This window comes from Ramlibacter pallidus (assembly GCF_015070875.1).
GTDB lineage: Bacteria > Pseudomonadota > Gammaproteobacteria > Burkholderiales > Burkholderiaceae_C > Ramlibacter > Ramlibacter pallidus.
On record NZ_JADDIV010000003.1, the window covers coordinates 792653 to 811111 of the forward strand.

An 18459-nucleotide genomic window follows, 5' to 3' on the forward strand; every position below is an offset into this window, starting at 1 on the left:
ATGAAGTTGCAACGCAGGACGTTCGTCGCCACCGTGGCCGCCGCGGGCCTGCCCGCATGGGCGCAGGGGACACCGGTGCGCATCCTCGTGGGCGCGCCGGCCGGAGGAACCACGGACACCATGGCGCGGACCCTCGCGGCCGAACTCGGGCGCGCACTGGGCCGCACCGTCGTGGTGGAGAACCGGCCCGGCGCCGGCGGCAACATCGCCGCGGAGATGGTGGCGAAGGCGGCACCGGACGGCAACACCCTGCTCATGAGCTTCACCAGCCATGCGATCAACGCCAGCCTGTACCCCAGGCTGCCGTTCGACCCGGTGCGCGACTTCACCCCGCTGACGATGGTGTCGACCACGCCGGCGCTGCTGGTGGCGCATCCCTCCGTGACGGCGAACAACCTGCGCGAGCTGCTGGCGCTGGCGAAGTCCCGGCCCGGCCAGCTGAACTTCGCGATCGGCGCCCTCGGCTCGTCGGTGCACCTGGCCGGCGAGGCGTTCAAGATGATGTCCGGCACGTACATCGTGAACATCCCCTACAAGGGCACCGCGCCGGCCATCCAGGACGTGCTGGCCGGCCAGGTCGAACTGATGTTCGCCAACGTCGGCAACGCGCAGTCGCACGTGCGGGCCGGCAAGCTGAAGGCCCTGGGCGTGACGAGCCCGCAGCGCCTGCCCGCCTTCCCCGACGTCCCCGCCATCGCGGAAGTCCTTCCCGGCTACCAGTCGAGCGCGTGGTTCGGCCTGTTCGGCCCGGCGCAGATGCCGCCCGAGCTGGTCAAGCGCGTGAGCGACGCGGCCCGGCAGGCCGTCGCATCGCCCGAGGTGAAGAAGCGCATCGAGTTCGAAGGCGCCACGCCGGTCGGCAATGCGCCGGACGCGTTCGGTCGCTTCGTGCAGGAGGAGATCACCCGCTGGGCGAAAGTCGTGAAGTACTCGGGGGCCAAGCCGGAATGAGCGGCGGCCAGACCCTCGCGCAGAAGCTGATCGCCCGCGCCGCGGGCCGGGACAGCGTGCGCGTGGGCGAGGTCGTCACCTGCAAGGTCGACCTGGCGATGTTCCACGACTCGTCGGGGCCCCGGCGCCTGCAACCCATGCTGGAACAGCTGGGCGCGCAGATCTGGGACAAGTCGCGCGTCGTGCTGGTGATGGACCACTACGTGCCCGAGCGCAGCGACGAGGCCCGGCGCATCGTGCGCATCGCCCGCGACTGGGCGCGGGACCAGCAGCTCCCGCACGTCTACGACTCGGTCGGCATCTGCCACGTCGTCGTGCCGCAGCACGGGCACATCCGGCCCGGCATGTTCTGCGTGGGCGGCGATTCGCATTCGCCCACCGGCGGCGCCTTCGGCGCCTACATGTTCGGCATCGGCAGCACCGAGATGCTGGGCGTGGTGGCCACGGGCGAGATCTGGGTGCAGGTGCCGCGGACTCTGCGCATGCGCTGGGACGGCCGGCTGGCGCAGGGTGTCGCGGCGAAGGACATGATGCTCGCGATGATCGGCCGCTTCGGCATGAACGGCGGCGCCTACCAGGCCGTGGAGTTCGCCGGCGAGGCCGTCCGCGCGCTGCCGATGCACGAACGCATGACGCTGTCGAACATGAGCGCGGAACTCGGCGCGCAGGTCGGGCTGGTCGCACCGGACGAGGTCACGCGCGCCTGGCTGGCCGGCCACGGCGCACCGGACGTCGAGACCGCGGGGTGGTCCACGGATGCGGACAGCTTCTTCGAGGAGCACGCCTTCGACGCCGGCGCGCTGGCCCCGCAGGTCGCCGCGCCTTTCAGTCCCGCCAACGGGGCGGCGGTCGCCGAGTTCGCGGGCACGCAGGTGCACGCCGCGTACATCGGCGCCTGCACGGGGGCCAAGCTGGACGACCTGCGCTTCGCCGCCGAGGTATTGCGCGGGCGCAAGGTCGCCGCCGGCGTGCGCCTGATGGTGGCGCCGGCCAGCCACGCCGACCGCGACACGGCCGCGGCGGAGGGCACCCTGCAGGCGCTGGTGGACGCCGGCGCCGAGCTGTTGCCCAGTGCCTGCGGCATCTGCGCCGGCTACGGCGACAGCTTCGCGGGCGGCGAGACCGTGATCTCCAGCACGGCCCGCAACTTCAAGGGCCGGATGGGCCCGCCGACGACGCAGGTCTACCTGGCCTCGGCGTACACGGTCGCCGCGTCGGCCGTTGCCGGCCGCATCGCCGACCCGAGGGAGCTGCTGGCATGACCCGGCATCGCGTGTGGCGCCTGCCGGGCGATGTCGACACCGACGCGCTGGCGCCCGGCACCTGGATGCAGCACGGCGTGGACGTCATCGCGCAGCATTGCCTGGAGGCGCTTCGGCCCGACTTCGCCGGGGGCGTCCAGCCCGGTGACGTGGTGGTGGCGGGGCCGAACTTCGGCATCGGCTCGTCGCGCGAGCAGGCCGCCGCCGTGTTGCGGCACCTGGGGGTGGCGGCGGTCATCGCACCGTCCTATGCCGGCCTGTTCTTCCGCAATGCCTTCAACCTCGGCCTGCTCCTGCTCACGTGCGAGCAGTGCGAGCGCATCGCCGAAGGCGAACGCATCGCCTTCGATGCCCGTGCCGGCACCGTCACGCGCCCTGGCGGCGAGACGTTGCAGGCCCAGACCATCCCGGCCTTCCTGCTCGACATGGTCGACGCGGGCGGCCTGCTCCCCCAGTTGCAGCAACGCTTCCAGACGAGGACGGCTCCGTGAACACTCCCCCCTATGACCTCCTGATCAAAAACGTGCGCGTGGTGCGCCCGCACGGCAACACCGTCCATGCGTCCGACATCGCCGTGAAGGACGGCACGTTCGCCCGCGTCGCCCCCGGCATCGCGCCCGACCAGGCGAAGCAGGTCCAGGACGGCCGCGGCCTGCTCGCCTTCCCCGGCGTGGTGGATGCCCACATGCACAGCGGCATCTACTCGCCGCTGGCGGAGGACGCGGTCACCGAGTCGAAGGCGGCCGCGATGGGCGGCGTGACCTCGAGCCTGAACTACTTCCGCACCGGGCAGTACTACCTGAACAAGGGCGGCTCCTACGCCGACTTCTACCCGGAGGTGCTGGAGACCAGCCGCAACCGCTTCCACGTGGACTACGGCTACCACCTGGCGCCCATGGACCGCAAGCACATCGAGGAGATCCCGATGCTGATCGAGAAGCATGGCGTGTCCAGCTTCAAGATCTTCATGTTCTACGGCTCGCACGGGCTGCACGGCGCGAGCAACTCGCAGCGCGAGTTCCTCATGATCGGGGAGGACGAGCGCTACGACTATGCGCACTTCGAATTCATCATGCGCGGCGTGCAGGCCGCCCGCGAACAGATGCCGGAACGTGCGCACCAGATCTCGCTCTCGCTGCACTGCGAGACGGCCGAGATCATGACCGCCTACACGAAGATCGTGGAGCAGGACAAGTCGCTCTCAGGCCTGGCCGCCTACAGCGCCTCGCGGCCGCAGCACTCCGAGGGCCTGGCGGTGTTCATCGCGAGCTACCTCGCCAACGAGACGGCACTGCCCAACATCAACCTCCTGCACCTGAGTTCGCGCAAGGCGGTGCAGGCGGCCATGATGATGGCCGACGTCTTCCCGCACATCGACTTCCGGCGCGAAGTCACGATCGGCCACCTGATGCTGGACATCCACTCGAAGGCGGCGGAACTCGCCAAGGTGAACCCGCCGATCCGGCCGCGCGAGGACGTCGAGTTCCTGTGGCAGGCCCTGCTGGCGGAAGAACTGGACTGGGTCGTTTCCGACCACGCCTGCTGCCGCCACGAGACCAAGGTGCCCAGGCACTACTTCGGCAACATCTGGATGGCCAAGAGCGGCTTCGGCGGGACGGAATACCTGTTGCCATCGCTGGTGAGCGAAGGCACGCGCCGCGGCATGGGCTACAACCACATGGCCCGCGTGACCAGCTGGACGCCGGCGCAGCGCTTCGGGCTCAACCGCAAGGGCGACATCGCCGAAGGCTTCGACGCCGACCTGGCGCTGGTGGACCCGGCGAAGACGTGGACCATCCACGCCAAGGACTCGCCTTCCACGCAAGGCTACACGCCCTTCGAGGGCATCGAGCTGTCCGCGCGCGTGGAAGCCACCTGGCTGCGCGGCGAGCAGATCTACGCGCACGACCGCGGCGTGATCGGCCAGCCGCGCGGCCAGTACCTGTTCCGACCGACCGCCTGAGCGAAGGCCATGGCCGCGCAAGCCCGGATCGTCCGCGCCGAGCGCATGCCGGCATCGGTGCACGTGCCGGTGGCGATCGTCGGCGCCGGCGCCTGTGGACTGGTCGCCGCCATCGCCCTGCGCGACGCCGGCGTCGACTGCGTGCTGCTGGAGCGCGACGCCGTGCCCAGCGGCTCCACGGCCCTTTCCTCGGGCTTCATCCCCGCCGCCGGAACCGGCGCGCAGGCGGCGCAAGGCATCGTGGACAGCGTGGAGGGCTTCGCGCAGGACGTGCTCGCGAAATCGAAGGGCACCGCGGCGCCGCACCTGGTGCAGGCCTACACGCAGGCGGCGGCGCCGGCGCTGGACAGCCTGGCGGACCACGGCCTGCGGTTCTCCGTGCTCGACAACTTCCTCTACCCGGGGCACCGCGTGCACCGGATGCACACGCTGCCGCAGCGCACCGGTGCCGCGCTCGTCGCGGCGCTGCACGACGCCGCCACGCGGGCGGGCGCGGACGTGCTCGCGTCGGCGCACGTGGTCGAACTCTGGGTGGGCGCCGACGACCGCATCCTCGGCGTCGGCTTCCTGCGGCCGGACGGCACGCTGGAGCACCTGGCGTGCGACGTGCTCCTGCTCGCCTGCAATGGCTTCGGCGGCAATCCGGCCCTCGTGCGCGACCTGCTGCCCGAGATGCGCGAAGCCACCTTCGCGGGACACGCGGGCAACGACGGCAGCGCGATCCTCTGGGGGCAGGCCCTCGATGCCGCGCTCGCCGACCTCGGCGGCTACCAGGGCCACGGTTCCTGGGTCGTGCCGCAGGGCGCGCTCATGACCTGGGCGGTGATGATGCAAGGCGGGGTGCAGCTCAATACGCAGGGCCAGCGCTTCCACGACGAGAAGCTCGGCTACTCCGAGGCCGCGGTGGAGGTGCTGAGGCAGCCGGGCGGCGTGGCGTGGAACGTCTTCGGCGACGCGCAGCTCGCATTGGCGCGCGAGTTCCCGGACTTCCGCAACGCGGAAGGCGCCGGCGCGCTCCGCACCGCGCGGGACACGCGCGAGCTGGCAGCCGTCCTCGGATGCGAGGAAAGCGCCCTGGCTCCCGAGATCCACCGCTTCGGCCCCCCATTCCACGCGGTGCGCGTGACGGGCGCCCTGTTCCACACGCAGGGAGGCCTGGACATCGACGCCCGCTGCCGCGTCCGCAGGCGCGACGGCGCGCCCTTCCCCAACCTGCTGGCCGCGGGCGGCGCGGCGCGCGGCGTGAGCGGCAACGCGGTGTGGGGTTACCTTTCGGGCAACGGTTTGCTGAGCGCCGTCGCCGGCGGCTGGATCGCCGCGCAGACCGCGGTGCAACTCGCGGCGAAGGAGGTGAAGGCATGACGGCCCCCTTGAAGGACCTGCTCGCCCGGCCGCAGCCGCTGCTGGCGCCGGGCATCTACGACGCCTTGAGCGCGCTGGTCGCCGAACAGGCGGGCTTCGAGGCGCTCTATCTCTCCGGCGCCTCGATCGCCTACACGCGCCTGGGCCGCTCCGACATCGGTTTGACGACGGCGACGGAGGTCGCGCAGACGCTGGCCCACGTCACCGACCGCGTGCGGCTGCCCGTGATCGTCGACGCCGACACGGGCTTCGGCAACGCGCTGAACGTCCAGCGCACGGTGCGCGACTTCGAGCGCGCCGGCGCCGCCATGGTGCAGATCGAGGACCAGGGCTTCCCCAAGCGCTGTGGCCACCTGGACGGCAAGACCGTGGTTCCGGTGGAGGAGATGTGCGGCAAGCTGAAGGCGGCGCTCGATGCCCGCCGCAGCAGCGCCACGTTGATCCTGGCACGCACCGACGCACTGGCCGTGGAAGGCCTGGACGCCGCCCTCGAACGCGCCGAGCGCTACCTCGCCTGCGGCGTGGACGCGCTCTTCATCGAGGCGCTGCGCGATCCGCAGCAGATGCGCACGGCCTGCGAGCGCTTCGCCGCGCGCGTGCCGCTACTGGCCAACATGGTGGAAGGCGGGAAGTCGCCGGTGCTCGGCGCCCAGGAACTCGGCGCGCTGGGCTTCCGCATCGTCATCTTCCCCGGCGGCACGGCCCGCGCGGTGGCGCATACGCTCCAGCGGTACTACGCCACGCTGAAGCAGGACGGCACGACGGCCGCCCTGCGCGGGGAGATGCTGGATTTCGACGGCTTGAACGGCGTGATCGGCACGCCGGACCTGCTGGCGCTGGGCCGCAAGTACGAAGGCTGACCGACGGTCAGTGCTTTTCCTTGGCGTGGTTGATGGAGTACTTCGGGATCTCCACCACCAGGTCCTTCTGCTCCAGGATGGCCTGGCAGGAGAGCCGGGAGTTCGGCTCCAGGCCCCAGGCGCGGTCCAGCAGGTCTTCCTCGTTCTCGTCCATTTCGTTGAGCGAGGCGAAGCCCTCGCGCACGACGACGTGGCAGGTCGTGCAGGCGCAGCTCATGTCGCAGGCGTGCTCGATGGCGATGCCGTTGTCCAGCAGCGCCTCGCAGATCGAGGTGCCCGCGGGCGCCTTCACTTCGGCGCCGTTCGGGCAGTACTCGGGATGCGGCAGGATCTTGATGACGGGCATGGGTTCTAGATGGCCTCGAGGTTCTTGCCGGCGAGGGCCTTGCGGATGCCTTCGTTCATGCGGCGCGCGGCGAAGGCTTCGGTGCCCTTGGCGAGGGCCTGCACCGCGGCTTCGACGGTGGCGGCATCCTCGCTGGATCTCGCGGTTTCGCGCAAGGATTGCATCAGCGCTTCGATCGCTTGGCGCTCGGCCGCTTCCAGCAGCTCGCCGTCGGCCTCCAGCGCGCTCTGCGTCGCGAGCAGCATGCGTTCCGCATCGACACGCGCCTCGGTCAAGGCGCGGGCCTTCATGTCCGATTCGGCCGTGGTGAAGCTCTCGCGCAGCATGGTGGCGATCTGCTCGTCCGAGAGGCCGTAGGACGGCTTCACGGCGATCTGCGCCTCCACGCCGCTGGTCTGCTCGCGCGCGGCGACGTGCAGCAGTCCGTCCGCGTCGACCGTGAAGGTCACGCGGATGCGCGCCGCACCGGCCGCCATCGGCGGGATGCCGCGCAGCTCGAAGCGCGCCAGGCTGCGGCAGTCGGCCACGAGGTCGCGCTCGCCCTGCACGACGTGGATGGCCATGGCGGTCTGGCCGTCCTTGAAGGTGGTGAAGTCCTGCGCCTTGGCGGTCGGGATGGTCTCGTTGCGCGGCACGATGCGCTCGACCAGCCCGCCCATGGTCTCGATGCCCAGCGACAGCGGGATCACGTCCAGCAGCAGCAGTTCGCCCTGCGGGTTGTTGCCGGCCAGCTGGTTGGCCTGCAGCGCGGCGCCCAGCGCCACCACTTCGTCCGGGTTCAGGTTGGTCAGCGGCTCGCGGCCGAAGAACTCCGCGACGGCGCGGCGGACCTGCGGCATGCGGGTGGAGCCGCCCACCAGCACCACGCCCTGCACTTCGTCCTTGGCCAGCTTCGCGTCGCGCAGCGCCTTGCGCACCGCGCCCAGCGTGCGCGCCGTGAGTTCGCGCGTCTCCAGCTCGAAGTCCTTGCGCGACACGGCGACCTCGACGGAGCGCCCGCCGACGGCCACCGGCACGGTGACGGTCTCGGTCTCCGTGAGCTGCTCCTTCACGCGGCGCGCCAGCATCTTGATGGCGGCCTTTTCGGAGGCGGTCTCGGCCTGCATCTTCGCGCGCTGCAGCATCCAGTCGGCCAGCGCCTGGTCGTAGTCGTCGCCGCCCAGGGCCGAGTCGCCCCCGGTGGACACCACCTCGAAGACGCCGCGCGACAGGCGCAGGATGGAAATGTCGAAGGTGCCGCCGCCGAGGTCGTACACGGCGTAAAGGCCTTCGCTGCTGTTGTCCAGCCCGTAGGCGATCGCCGCGGCGGTCGGCTCGTTGATCAGGCGCAGCACGTTCAGGCCCGCGAGCTGCGCCGCGTCCTTGGTCGCCTGCCGCTGGGCATCGTCGAAGTACGCCGGCACGGTGATCACGGCGCCATACAGGTCGTCGTCGAAGGTGTCCTCGGCGCGGAAGCGCAGCGTCGCGAGGATCTCGGCGCTGACTTCGACGGGCGACTTGCGCCCCTCGCGCGTCTGCACCATCAGCATGCCCGGCTCGTCGATGAAGCGGTAGGGAAGCTTCTCGCGCCCGCCGATGTCGGCCAGGCCGCGGCCCATGAAACGCTTGGCGGAGGCAATGGTGTTCTCGGGGTCCTCGGCCTGGGCGGCATGCGCCTCGAAGCCGATCTGGCGGCGGCCCTCGCCGAGGTAGCGCACCACGGACGGCAGCACGACGCGGCCCTCGGCGTCGGGCAGGCATTCGGCGACGCCGTTGCGCACGGCAGCGACCAGCGAATGCGTGGTGCCGAGGTCGATGCCGACGGCGATGCGGCGCTGGTGGGGGTCCGGCGAGGCGCCGGGTTCGGAGATCTGCAGCAGGGACATGGTCAGCCCGCTATTGTCCCAGCTGTGCGAGCCGGGACGCGATGTCCTCGCCAAAGCGCTCGATGAACATGAGGGCTCTCACCTGCCGGGCCGCGGCGGGGGCGTCGCCCTCGAGGTCGAGCAGCTGCGCGATCCGGGCCAGCATCTCGCGCCGGCGCGCCGTGACGCGGTCGGAGAGCTCTTCCAATTCCTGCTCGCCCGCGGCTTCGTCGAGCGTCTCGCGCCACTCCATCTGCTCCATCAGGAACTCGGCGGGCATGGCGGTGTTGTTCTCGGCGTCGATCGGCGCGCCCTGCAGCTCGCAGAGGTAGGACGCGCGCTTCAGCGGATCCTTGAGGCGCTGGTAGGCCTCGTTGATGCGCACGGACCATTGCAGCGCGGCGCGCTGGGCCGAGGCGCCCTGCGCGGCGAAACGGTCGGGGTGCGCCTCGCGCTGCAGTTCCTTCCAGCGTGCGTCGATGGCGGCGCGGTCCTGCGCGAAGCGCTGCGGCAGGCCGAACAGTTCGAAATCGCTGGACTGGAGGTTCACCGGGTCAGACGCGGAAGGACTCTCCGCAGCCGCAGCGGTCCCGCTCGTTCGGGTTGTTGAACCTGAAGCCCTCGTTCAGGCCTTCGCGCACGAAGTCCAGCTCGGTGCCGTCGATGTAGGCCAGGCTCTTCGGGTCCACCAGCAGCTTCACGCCGTGGTTCTCGAACACGACGTCCTCCGGCGCGACTTCGTCGACGTACTCCAGCTTGTACGCCAGCCCGGAGCAGCCGGTCGTCTTCACGCCCAGCCGCACGCCGACGCCCTTGCCCCGCTTGGCGAGGTAACGCGTGACGTGCCGGGCCGCGGCTTGGGTCAGCGAGATGGCCATCGTCAGTGCTGCGTGCCTTCGGCGGCGGCCGCCGGGTGCTTCTTCTTGTAGTCCTCGACGGCCGCCTTGATGGCGTCTTCCGCGAGGATCGAGCAGTGGATCTTCACCGGCGGCAGCGCCAGTTCCTCGGCGATCTGCGCGTTCTTGATCGAGGCGGCCTGGTCGAGCGTCTTGCCCTTGACCCATTCGGTCACCAGGGAGCTGGAAGCGATGGCGGAACCGCAGCCGTAGGTCTTGAAGCGGGCATCCTCGATCACGCCAGTCTGCGGGTTGACCTTGATCTGCAGCTTCATCACGTCGCCGCAGGCCGGCGCGCCCACCATGCCGGTGCCCACGCTCTCGTCCCCCTTCTCGAAGGAGCCGACGTTGCGGGGGTTCTCGTAGTGCTCGACGACTTTTTGCGAATAGGCCATGTTGTGTACTCCTGGATCTCTCTCGGGTTCAGTGCGCGGTCCACTGGATGGTGTTCAGGTCGATGCCGTCCTGGTACATCTCCCACAGCGGGCTCAGCTCGCGCAGCTTGGCGACGTTCTGCTTGATCGTGGTGATCGCGTAGTCGATCTCTTCCTCGGTCGTGAAGCGGCCGATGGTCATGCGCAGGCTGCTGTGCGCCAGTTCGTCGCTGCGGCCCAGGGCGCGCAGCACGTAGCTGGGCTCCAGCGAAGCCGAGGTGCAGGCGGAACCGGACGACACCGCCAGGCCCTTGATGCCCATGATCAGCGACTCGCCTTCGACGAAGTTGAAGCTCATGTTCAGGTTGTGCGGCACCCGGTGCTCCAGGTTGCCGTTGACGAAGACCTGCTCGACGTCCTTCAGGCCTTCCAGCAGGCGCTTCTGCAGGCGCCGGGCGTGCTCCAGGTCCTTGTGCATCTCTTCCTTCGCGATGCGGAAGGCCTCGCCCATGCCCACGATCTGGTGGGTGGGCAGCGTGCCGGAGCGCATGCCGCGCTCATGGCCGCCGCCATGCATCTGCGCTTCCAGGCGCACGCGCGGCTTGCGGCGCACGTACAGGGCGCCGATGCCCTTGGGGCCGTAGGTCTTGTGCGAGGCCAGGCTCATCAGGTCGACCGGCAGCGTCTTGACGTCGATCTCCACCTTGCCGGTGGCCTGGGCGGCGTCGACGTGGAACAGCACGCCCTTCTCGCGGCAGATCGCGCCGAGGGCCGGGATGTCCTGGATCACGCCGATCTCGTTGTTCACGAACATGACGGAGGCCAGGATGGTGTCCGGGCGGATCGCCGCCTTGAACCCTTCGAGGTCCAGCATGCCGTCTTCCTGCACCTCGAGGTAGGTCACCTCGAAGCCCTGGCGCTCCAGCTCGCGCATCGTGTCCAGCACGGCCTTGTGCTCGGTCTTCACCGTGATCAGGTGCTTGCCGCGCGTCTTGTAGAAGTGCGCGGCGCCCTTGAGCGCCAGGTTGTTGGACTCGGTGGCGCCGGAGGTCCAGACGATCTCCCGCGGGTCCGCGCCGATCAGGTCGGCCACGTTCTGGCGCGCCTTCTCCACGGCTTCCTCGGCTTCCCAGCCCCACGCGTGGCTGCGCGAAGCGGGGTTGCCGAAGTGCTCGCGCAACCACGGGATCATGGCGTCGACCACGCGCGGGTCGACCGGCGTCGTCGCGCCGTAGTCCATGTAGATCGGGAAATGGGGCGTCATGTCCATTGCTGGCTTCTCGCTGGCTCTACGGTTGCTCTTATTGCTTGGCGAAGCTGTTGCCCAGCGCGAACACCGAGTTCGGCGCGTTCACGCGGATGGGCTTGACCACGGGGGCGCTGGAGATCGCGCGCTTGGTGGCCGGCTTGTCCTCCACCTGCACGCCCTTGGCGAGCTGGTCGTCGACGAGCTTCTGCAGGGTGATCGAGTCCAGGAACTCCACCATGCGCTGGTTCAGCGCCGACCACAGCTCGTGGGTCATGCACTGGCCGCCCTCGCCATGGCAGTTTTCCTTGCCGCCGCACTGGGTGGCGTCGATCGGTTCGTCGACGGACACGATGATGTCCGCCACGGTGATCTCGGCGGCCTTGCGGCCGAGCGTGTACCCGCCGCCCGGGCCGCGGGTGGACTCCACGAGTTCATGGCGGCGCAGCTTCCCGAACAGCTGCTCGAGGTACGACAGCGAGATGTGCTGGCGCTGGCTGATGGCCGCCAGGGTGACGGGTCCGTTGTTCTGGCGCAGTGCCAGGTCGATCATCGCGGTGACCGCAAAGCGGCCTTTGGTCGTGAGACGCATCGCTAGCTCCTTGCTGCTTGCTTGCCTTACCTGCCGCGGCACCCGCCACGCCAGGCCGTCTCCACCCATGCTCCGGCATCCTTGCCGGCCCTCGCCCGGCATCGCGTGCCGGACTGCTTTTTTTGACTTCCCTGGGTTCCTGACTGTTTCCGTCAAGTATACACGAAGACCCAGCGCGGCGCTCGGGTACTCAGGTCTTTCTGCGGTGCACCAATGCCTCAGGCACCGAGCTCGGTCCGGATGTGGCGCAGCAAGCCTTCGGACGCCGCCTCGATCTGGTCCAGCACCAGCTCGAAACCCTTCGGCCCACCGGCATACGGATCGGGCACGACCTCGCCCATGCCGTCGGGCGCGAACGCCATGAAAAGCCTGAGCTTGTCGTCGGCGCCGGGCGGACAGATCTCCTGCAGCAGCGCGAAGTTCTCGTGGTCCATCGCGAGGACGAGGTCGAAGCGGTCGAAATCGCCCTCGGACACCTGCCGGGCACGATGGCCCGACAGGTCGTAGCCGCGCTGCCGCGCGTGCGCCGTGCTGCGGTCGTCCGCCGGCCCGCCCACGTGGTAGTCGTGCGTCCCGGCGGACGCCACCTCGATCCGCCCGGCAAGTCCCGCCTCGCGCACGGCGTGGCGGAACACCCCCTCCGCGGTCGGGCTGCGGCAGATGTTGCCCATGCAGACCATCAGCACCGAGTAACGGCCGCTCATTTCTTCTTCGCCGCGTCGATGGCGACCACGTTGTCGTGGACGACGGCACCGAAGGCCTGCTCCTTGAGCACGGCCAGCTGGTCGCGGACACGGGCCGCCTTCTCGAACTCCAGGTTGCGCGCGTGCTCCAGCATCTGCTTTTCCAGCTGCTTGATCCGCTTGGAGATGTCCTTCTCGGTCATGTCCTCGACCATCGCGCGCTGCAGTTCCTGCTTCTCCTGTTCCTTGCTCGCCTTCTCGCTGTAGACGCCGTCGATGAGGTCGCGGATCTGCTTCTGGATGCTGCGCGGCGTGATGCCGTGCTCCGTGTTGTGGGCGACCTGCTTCGCACGCCGGCGCTCGGTCTCGTCGATGGCCTTCTTCATCGAGTCGGTCATCTTGTCGGCGTACAGGATCGCCTTGCCGCCCAGGTTGCGGGCCGCGCGGCCGATGGTCTGGATCAGGGAGCGCTCCGCCCGCAGGAAGCCTTCCTTGTCGGCGTCGAGGATGGCCACCAGCGACACCTCGGGGATGTCCAGGCCTTCGCGCAGCAGGTTGATGCCGACCAGCACGTCGAACTGGCCCAGCCGCAGGTCACGGATGATCTCGACCCGCTCCACGGTGTCCACGTCGCTGTGCAGGTAGCGCACCTTCACGCCGTTGTCGCTCAGGTAGTCGGTCAGCTGTTCGGCCATGCGCTTCGTGAGCGTGGTGATCAGCACGCGCTCGTTCCTGTCGACGCGGATGCGGATCTCCTGCAGCACGTCGTCGACCTGGTGGGTGGCCGGCCGCACCTCGATCTCCGGGTCGATCAGGCCGGTCGGGCGCACCAGCTGCTCCACCACCTGGCCGGCGTGCGTCTTCTCGTAGTCCGCCGGCGTCGCCGAAACGAAGATCACCTGGCGCATGCGCGTCTCGAATTCCTCGAACTTCAGCGGCCGGTTGTCCATGGCCGAGGGCAGCCGGAAGCCGTACGCCACCAGCGTCTCCTTGCGCGCGCGGTCGCCGGCGTACATGCCATTGAGCTGCCCGATCATCTGGTGGCTCTCGTCCAGGAACATCAGCGCGTCCTTGGGCAGGTAGTCCGTCAGCGTCGACGGCGGGGCGCCGGGCGGCGCGCCGGACAGGTGGCGCGTGTAGTTCTCGATGCCCTTGCAGTGCCCCAGCTCGGCCAGCATCTCCAGGTCGAAACGGGTCCGCTGCTCCAGGCGCTGCGCCTCGACCAGCTTGCCTTCCTTGACGAAGAAGTCCAGCCGCTCCTTGAGCTCCTGCTTGATCGACTCGACGGCGGACACGACCTTCTCGCGCGGCGTCACGTAGTGGCTGGACGGGTAGACCGTGAAGCGCGGCACCTTCTGGCGGATGCGCCCGGTGAGCGGGTCGAACAGCTGCAGCGACTCGATCTCGTCGTCGAACAGCTCGATGCGGATCGCCAGCTCGCTGTGTTCCGCCGGGAAGATGTCGATGGTGTCGCCGCGCACGCGGAAGGTGCCGCGCGAGAAGTCCTGCTCGTTGCGGTTGTACTGCATGCGGATCAGCTGGCCGATCACGTCGCGCTGGCCGATCTTGTCGCCCACCCGCACGATGAAGCGCATCTGCGTGTAGTCCTCCGGGGCTCCGATGCCGTAGATCGCGCTCACCGTCGCCACGATCACCGTGTCGCGCCGCTCCAGCACGCTCTTGGTCGCCGACAGGCGCATCTGCTCGATGTGCTCGTTGATCGAGCTGTCCTTCTCGATGAACAGGTCCCGCTGCGGGACGTACGCCTCGGGCTGGTAGTAGTCGTAGTAGCTGACGAAATACTCCACCGCGTTCTTGGGGAAGAACTCGCGGAACTCGCTATAGAGCTGCGCGGCCAGCGTCTTGTTCGGCGCGAACACGATCGCCGGGCGTCCGAGGCGCGCGATCACGTTGGCCATGGTGAAGGTCTTGCCGGAGCCGGTCACCCCCAGCAGCGTCTGGAACACCTCGCCGTCCTGCACGCCCTCGACCAGTTTCTCGATGGCCTGCGGCTGGTCGCCGGCCGGCGGGTACGGCTGGTACAGCTCGAACGGCGAGTCCGGGAAGGTGAGGAACTGTCCCTTTTTGTCCTCGTGCTGGGCCTCGGTGGCCTCGGGTATTGCGCTCATGCCGGGTAATCCCTAGTCGAACCATTAAAATTGCGGGCAGCCGGCCAGCTTACGACAGGCCGCAAGTCTTTGCCACCGCCCCTTCCAAGGAAGCCCATGTCCCTCTTCAACGCCGTCGAAATGGCGCCCCGCGACCCGATCCTGGGTCTGACCGAGCAGTACAACGCCGACACCAACCCGAAGAAGGTGAACCTGGGCGTGGGGGTCTACTACGACGACAACGGCAAGCTGCCGCTGCTGGAGTGCGTGCAGAAGGCCGAAGAGAAGATGATGGCCGCCCACGCGGCCCGCGGCTACCTGCCCATCGACGGCATCGCCGCCTATGACGCCGCCGTGAAGAGCCTCGTATTTGGGGCCGAGTCCGAGCCGGTCAAGAGCGGCCGCGTCGCCACGGTGCAATGCATCGGCGGCACCGGCGGCCTCAAGGTCGGCGCGGACTTCCTGAAGAAGCTGAATCCCGCCGCCAAGGTCCTGATCAGCGACCCGAGCTGGGAGAACCACCGCGGCATCTTCACCAACGCCGGTTTCACCGTCGAAACCTATCCCTACTACGACGCCGAGAAGCGCGGCATCCACTTCGACGGCATGCTGACGGCGCTGGACCGGGCACCCGCCGGTACGGTCGTGGTGCTGCACGCCTGCTGCCACAACCCGACCGGCTACGACCTGACGGAACAGCAATGGGACCAGGTGGTTGCCGTCGTCAAGGCGCGCAAGCTGGTCGCCTTCCTCGACATGGCCTACCAGGGCTTCGGCCAGGGCATCGCCGAGGACGGCATGGCCGTGCGCAAGTTCATGGCGTCGGGCGAGGACTTCTTCGTCTCCACCTCGTTCTCCAAGAGCCTCAGCCTCTACGGCGAGCGCGTGGGCGCCCTGTCCGTGCTGTGCCAGGACAAGGAAGAGGCCACGCGCGTGCTGTCGCAGCTGAAGATCGTGATCCGCACGAACTACAGCAACCCGCCCACCCACGGCGGCCAGATCGCGGCGACCATCCTGAACACGCCGGAGCTGCGCGCCCTGTGGGAACAGGAGCTCGGCGCCATGCGCGTCCGCATCAAGGAAATGCGCGGCGCCATCGTCGAGAAGCTCAAGGCGGCCGGCGTGAAGCGCGACTTCAGCTTCATCACCCAGCAAGTCGGCATGTTCAGCTACTCCGGCCTGACCAAGGACCAGATGGTGCGGCTGCGCGACGAGTTCGGCGTCTACGGCATCGACAGCGGGCGCATCTGCGTGGCCGCCCTGAACAGCAAGAACATCGACTACGTCGCCGCCTCGATCGCCAAGGTGGTCCAGTAAGGCCGGCAGCCCCGCAGAAAGCGGCCTGCGGGCCGCTTTTTTCATGGCTGCCCTTGTCGGCGGCTGACGCCGGCGTGGCATTGCTGCTCATCCGGGAATCCACCTTGTGCGGCCAGGGCCCCGCCCTGATATATTGCACTGCAACAACCGGATACCGCATGCTCTACCAGATCTACGAAGCGCAACGCTCCCTCATGGAGCCCTTCGCCGACTTCGCGCAGGCGGCGTCGAAGCTGTACAGCAATCCGTTGTCCGTCTTCGGGCAGAACCCCTTCGCCCAGCGGATGGCGGCCGGCTACGACCTGATCTATCGCCTGGGCAAGGACTACGAGAAGCCCGAGTTCGGCATCAAGACCGTCAAGGTCGACGGCGGCGAACTGGCGATCCACGAGCGTGTGGAGATCGACAAGCCCTTCTGCGAACTGCGCCGCTTCAAGCGCTTCTCGGACGACCCGGCCATCCTCAACCGCCTCAAGGGCCAGCCCGCCGTGCTGGTCGTCGCGCCGCTGTCGGGCCACTACGCGACCCTGTTGCGCGACACGGTGCGCACCATGTTGCGCGACCACAAGGTGTACATCACGGACTGGAAGAACGCGCGCACCGTGCCGCTGGACCAGGGCGCCTTCCACCTCGACGACTACGTCAACTACGTGCAGGAGTTCATCCGCCACCTGCAGGCCGAGTACGGCAACTGCCACGTGATCAGCGTGTGCCAGCCCACCGTGCCGGTGCTCGCGGCGGTGTCGCTGATGGCGTCCCGCGGCGAGACGACGCCGCTGACGATGACCATGATGGGCGGGCCGATCGACGCCCGCAAGTCGCCGACCGCGGTGAACAACCTCGCGATGAACAAGAGCTACGAGTGGTTCGAGAACAACGTGATCTACCGCGTTCCGACCAACTTCCCGGGCGCCGGCCGCCGCGTGTACCCCGGCTTCCTGCAGCACTCCGGCTTCGTGGCGATGAACCCCGACCGGCACCTGTCGAGCCACTACGACTACTTCAAGCACCTGATCGCGGGGGACGACGCCAGCGCCGAAGCGCATCGCAAGTTCTACGACGAGTACAACGCCGTGCTCGACATGGATGCCGACTACTACCTGGAAACCATCCGGGTCGTGTTCCAGGAGTTCCGGCTGGTGAACGGCAACTGGGACGTGCGCAACCCGCAGGGCGAGCTGGAGCGCGTGCAGCCGCAGGACATCACCACGACGGCGCACTTCACCATCGAAGGCGAACTGGACGACATCTCCGGCAGCGGCCAGACGGAAGCCGCGCACGCCCTGTGCCACAACGTGCCCAAGGCGCGCCAGAAGCACCTGGAGGTCAAGGGCGCGGGCCACTACGGCATCTTCAGCGGCCGCCGCTGGCGCGAAGTGGTCTACCCCCAGGTCCGGGACTTCATCCTGCAGTTCAACGCACCGCCCGCCGCGGAGCGCAAGCCGGCTTCCGCCCGCAAGAAGGTGGCCGCCGAACGCAAGGGCGCCACCCGGGCGCGGGCGACCGCCCCCGTGCGCGCGCGCGGCAGGTGAGCCCGCAGGCGGCGCGGCTGCACGCCGCCCTGCCCCAGACCCAGTGCACGCGCTGCGGCTATCCGGATTGCGCCGGGTATGCCGAGGCGATCGCCTCCGGCGAAGCCGCCATCAACCAGTGCCCCCCGGGTGGCCAGGAAGGGGTTGCGCGGCTCGCGCAGCTGACAGGGCGCCCGGAGCTCCCGCTGAATCCCGGCAACGGCGTCGAAGGCCCGCGGCGGATGGCCGTCATCGACGAGGACTGGTGCATCGGCTGCACGCTGTGCCTGGACGCCTGCCCCACGGACGCGATCCTGGGCGGCAACAAGCACATGCACACGGTGATCGAGCCTTACTGCACCGGCTGCGAACTGTGCGTGCCGGTCTGTCCGGTGGACTGCATCGCGCTGGAGAACGCCACGGGTGACCGCACCGGCTGGAAGGCCTGGGGCGAGGCGCAGGCGGCCGAGGCCCTGCGCCGCTACCAGGCACGGCTCGCGCGCAAGGTGCAGGAAGACGCGGACCATGCCGCGCGGATGGAGCGCAAGGCGCAGCAAAAGCTGGCGGACCTGCCCGGCCTGACCCAGGGCGCCGAGGGTGCGGAGCTCGCACGCAAGAAGGCCGTGATCGAGGCGGCGCTGGCGCGGGCGCGGGCGAAACGATCCGCGTAGTCGGGCGAATCAACCCAGCGCGTCGTTCACCTGTTCGTTGAACTCGGTCTGGTTCAACGCACTGTCGATCTCGCGCGGCAGCGCGTCGCGCACGGAGAACACGCCCAGGATCCTGCGGTCCGGCGCCACGATCGGCAGGTGGCGGAAGCCCCGCTCGAGGAGGATCAGGACGGCGTCCGAGACCTTCGTCTCCGGCGGCACGCAGGTCGGATGCGGCGTCATGACCTGCGCCAGCCGGGTCTCCTTCGGGTCCAGTGCCCGCGCCAGCACGCGCGTCATCAGGTCGCGCTCGGTCACGATGCCCAGCAGGCGGTCGGGCGGTTCCATCACCAGGACGCTGCCGCAGTTGGCGCGCGTCATGGCGCACGCGGCATCCCACACGCTGGCCTGCGGCGCCAGGCTCAGGACGTGGCGCTTGGGGATGGACTGGAACACGGTGCGATCGGGCATGGCACCTCCTGGCGGACGCCGGG

19 protein-coding genes are annotated in these 18459 nt (G+C 68.8%); 9 read left to right on the forward strand and 10 right to left on the reverse strand.

Going from position 1 to position 18459, the window contains the following annotated elements; translation table 11 throughout:
* Genes IM787_RS12980 through IM787_RS13005 form a run of 6 tightly spaced genes read left to right on the forward strand, consistent with a single transcriptional unit; the run spans position 1 to position 6398 of the window.
* Positions 1 to 951: a tripartite tricarboxylate transporter substrate binding protein gene (locus IM787_RS12980; RefSeq protein ID WP_193677055.1), complete on the forward strand. Its 951-nt coding sequence runs from the start codon at positions 1 to 3 to the stop codon at positions 949 to 951.
* Complete coding sequence (locus IM787_RS12985) at positions 948 to 2213, forward strand: 3-isopropylmalate dehydratase large subunit (RefSeq protein ID WP_193677056.1); 1266 nt, start codon at positions 948 to 950, stop codon at positions 2211 to 2213. The genes IM787_RS12980 and IM787_RS12985 overlap by 4 nt, the downstream gene beginning before the upstream one ends.
* Positions 2210 to 2704 carry a LeuD/DmdB family oxidoreductase small subunit gene (locus IM787_RS12990; RefSeq protein ID WP_193677057.1) on the forward strand — a complete coding sequence of 165 codons (495 nt, stop codon included), beginning with the start codon at positions 2210 to 2212 and terminating at the stop codon, positions 2702 to 2704. Before IM787_RS12985 ends, IM787_RS12990 begins: the two co-directional genes overlap by 4 nt.
* A complete protein-coding gene (locus IM787_RS12995; protein ID WP_193677058.1) occupies positions 2701 to 4176 on the forward strand; it encodes a dihydroorotase in 1476 nt (491 codons plus the stop codon). The genes IM787_RS12990 and IM787_RS12995 overlap by 4 nt, the downstream gene beginning before the upstream one ends.
* A 9-nt stretch (positions 4177 to 4185) precedes the next feature.
* Positions 4186 to 5538 (forward strand): FAD-dependent oxidoreductase, encoded by a 1353-nt coding sequence (locus IM787_RS13000; RefSeq protein WP_193677059.1) that lies wholly within the window; start codon positions 4186 to 4188, stop codon positions 5536 to 5538.
* The gene (locus IM787_RS13005; protein ID WP_193677060.1) at positions 5535 to 6398 is read left to right on the forward strand and encodes an isocitrate lyase/PEP mutase family protein; all 864 of its coding nucleotides are present in this window, start codon (positions 5535 to 5537) and stop codon (positions 6396 to 6398) included. Before IM787_RS13000 ends, IM787_RS13005 begins: the two co-directional genes overlap by 4 nt.
* A 7-nt stretch (positions 6399 to 6405) precedes the next feature.
* On the opposite strand, the gene fdx is transcribed toward IM787_RS13005, so the two are convergent.
* From fdx to uvrB, 9 genes are all read right to left on the reverse strand, one after another.
* Positions 6406 to 6744 carry an ISC system 2Fe-2S type ferredoxin gene (fdx, locus tag IM787_RS13010; protein ID WP_193677061.1) on the reverse strand — a complete coding sequence of 113 codons (339 nt, stop codon included), beginning with the start codon at positions 6742 to 6744 and terminating at the stop codon, positions 6406 to 6408.
* 5 nt (positions 6745 to 6749) lie between these two features.
* Positions 6750 to 8609, reverse strand: coding sequence for a Fe-S protein assembly chaperone HscA (gene hscA / locus IM787_RS13015; RefSeq protein ID WP_193677062.1), 1860 nt, complete (start codon positions 8607 to 8609; stop codon positions 6750 to 6752).
* A 10-nt stretch (positions 8610 to 8619) separates the two neighbouring features.
* Complete coding sequence (gene hscB / locus IM787_RS13020; RefSeq protein WP_193677063.1) at positions 8620 to 9138, reverse strand: Fe-S protein assembly co-chaperone HscB; 519 nt, start codon at positions 9136 to 9138, stop codon at positions 8620 to 8622.
* Between the two features lie 4 nt (positions 9139 to 9142).
* The gene (gene iscA, locus IM787_RS13025; protein WP_193677064.1) at positions 9143 to 9466 is read right to left on the reverse strand and encodes an iron-sulfur cluster assembly protein IscA; all 324 of its coding nucleotides are present in this window, start codon (positions 9464 to 9466) and stop codon (positions 9143 to 9145) included.
* A gap of 2 nt (positions 9467 to 9468) precedes the next feature.
* On the reverse strand, positions 9469 to 9879 hold the full coding sequence (gene iscU, locus IM787_RS13030; protein ID WP_193677065.1) for a Fe-S cluster assembly scaffold IscU: 411 nt from the start codon (positions 9877 to 9879) through the stop codon (positions 9469 to 9471).
* 28 nt (positions 9880 to 9907) lie between these two features.
* Positions 9908 to 11128, reverse strand: a complete 1221-nt coding sequence (locus IM787_RS13035) for an IscS subfamily cysteine desulfurase (RefSeq protein ID WP_193677066.1) — start codon at positions 11126 to 11128, stop codon at positions 9908 to 9910.
* A 31-nt stretch (positions 11129 to 11159) separates the two neighbouring features.
* Entirely contained in the window at positions 11160 to 11696 is a 537-nt protein-coding gene (gene iscR, locus IM787_RS13040; RefSeq protein ID WP_193677067.1) for a Fe-S cluster assembly transcriptional regulator IscR, read from the reverse strand.
* A 218-nt stretch (positions 11697 to 11914) separates the two neighbouring features.
* Positions 11915 to 12400 carry a low molecular weight protein-tyrosine-phosphatase gene (locus IM787_RS13045; protein WP_193677068.1) on the reverse strand — a complete coding sequence of 162 codons (486 nt, stop codon included), beginning with the start codon at positions 12398 to 12400 and terminating at the stop codon, positions 11915 to 11917.
* Complete coding sequence (gene uvrB / locus IM787_RS13050; protein ID WP_193677069.1) at positions 12397 to 14508, reverse strand: excinuclease ABC subunit UvrB; 2112 nt, start codon at positions 14506 to 14508, stop codon at positions 12397 to 12399. Before uvrB ends, IM787_RS13045 begins: the two co-directional genes overlap by 4 nt.
* A 96-nt stretch (positions 14509 to 14604) precedes the next feature.
* On the opposite strand from uvrB, the gene IM787_RS13055 reads away from it, so the two are divergent.
* From IM787_RS13055 to rsxB, 3 genes are all read left to right on the forward strand, one after another.
* Positions 14605 to 15804, forward strand: a complete 1200-nt coding sequence (locus IM787_RS13055) for an amino acid aminotransferase (protein WP_193677070.1) — start codon at positions 14605 to 14607, stop codon at positions 15802 to 15804.
* Positions 15805 to 15962: 158 nt separating this feature from the next.
* Positions 15963 to 17336 (forward strand): polyhydroxyalkanoate depolymerase, encoded by a 1374-nt coding sequence (locus IM787_RS13060; RefSeq protein ID WP_193677071.1) that lies wholly within the window; start codon positions 15963 to 15965, stop codon positions 17334 to 17336.
* Positions 17333 to 17986 (forward strand): electron transport complex subunit RsxB, encoded by a 654-nt coding sequence (gene rsxB, locus IM787_RS13065; protein ID WP_193677072.1) that lies wholly within the window; start codon positions 17333 to 17335, stop codon positions 17984 to 17986. Before IM787_RS13060 ends, rsxB begins: the two co-directional genes overlap by 4 nt.
* A gap of 9 nt (positions 17987 to 17995) precedes the next feature.
* On the opposite strand, the gene IM787_RS13070 is transcribed toward rsxB, so the two are convergent.
* Complete coding sequence (locus IM787_RS13070; RefSeq protein WP_193677073.1) at positions 17996 to 18436, reverse strand: CBS domain-containing protein; 441 nt, start codon at positions 18434 to 18436, stop codon at positions 17996 to 17998.
* Positions 18437 to 18459 lie beyond the last annotated feature (23 nt).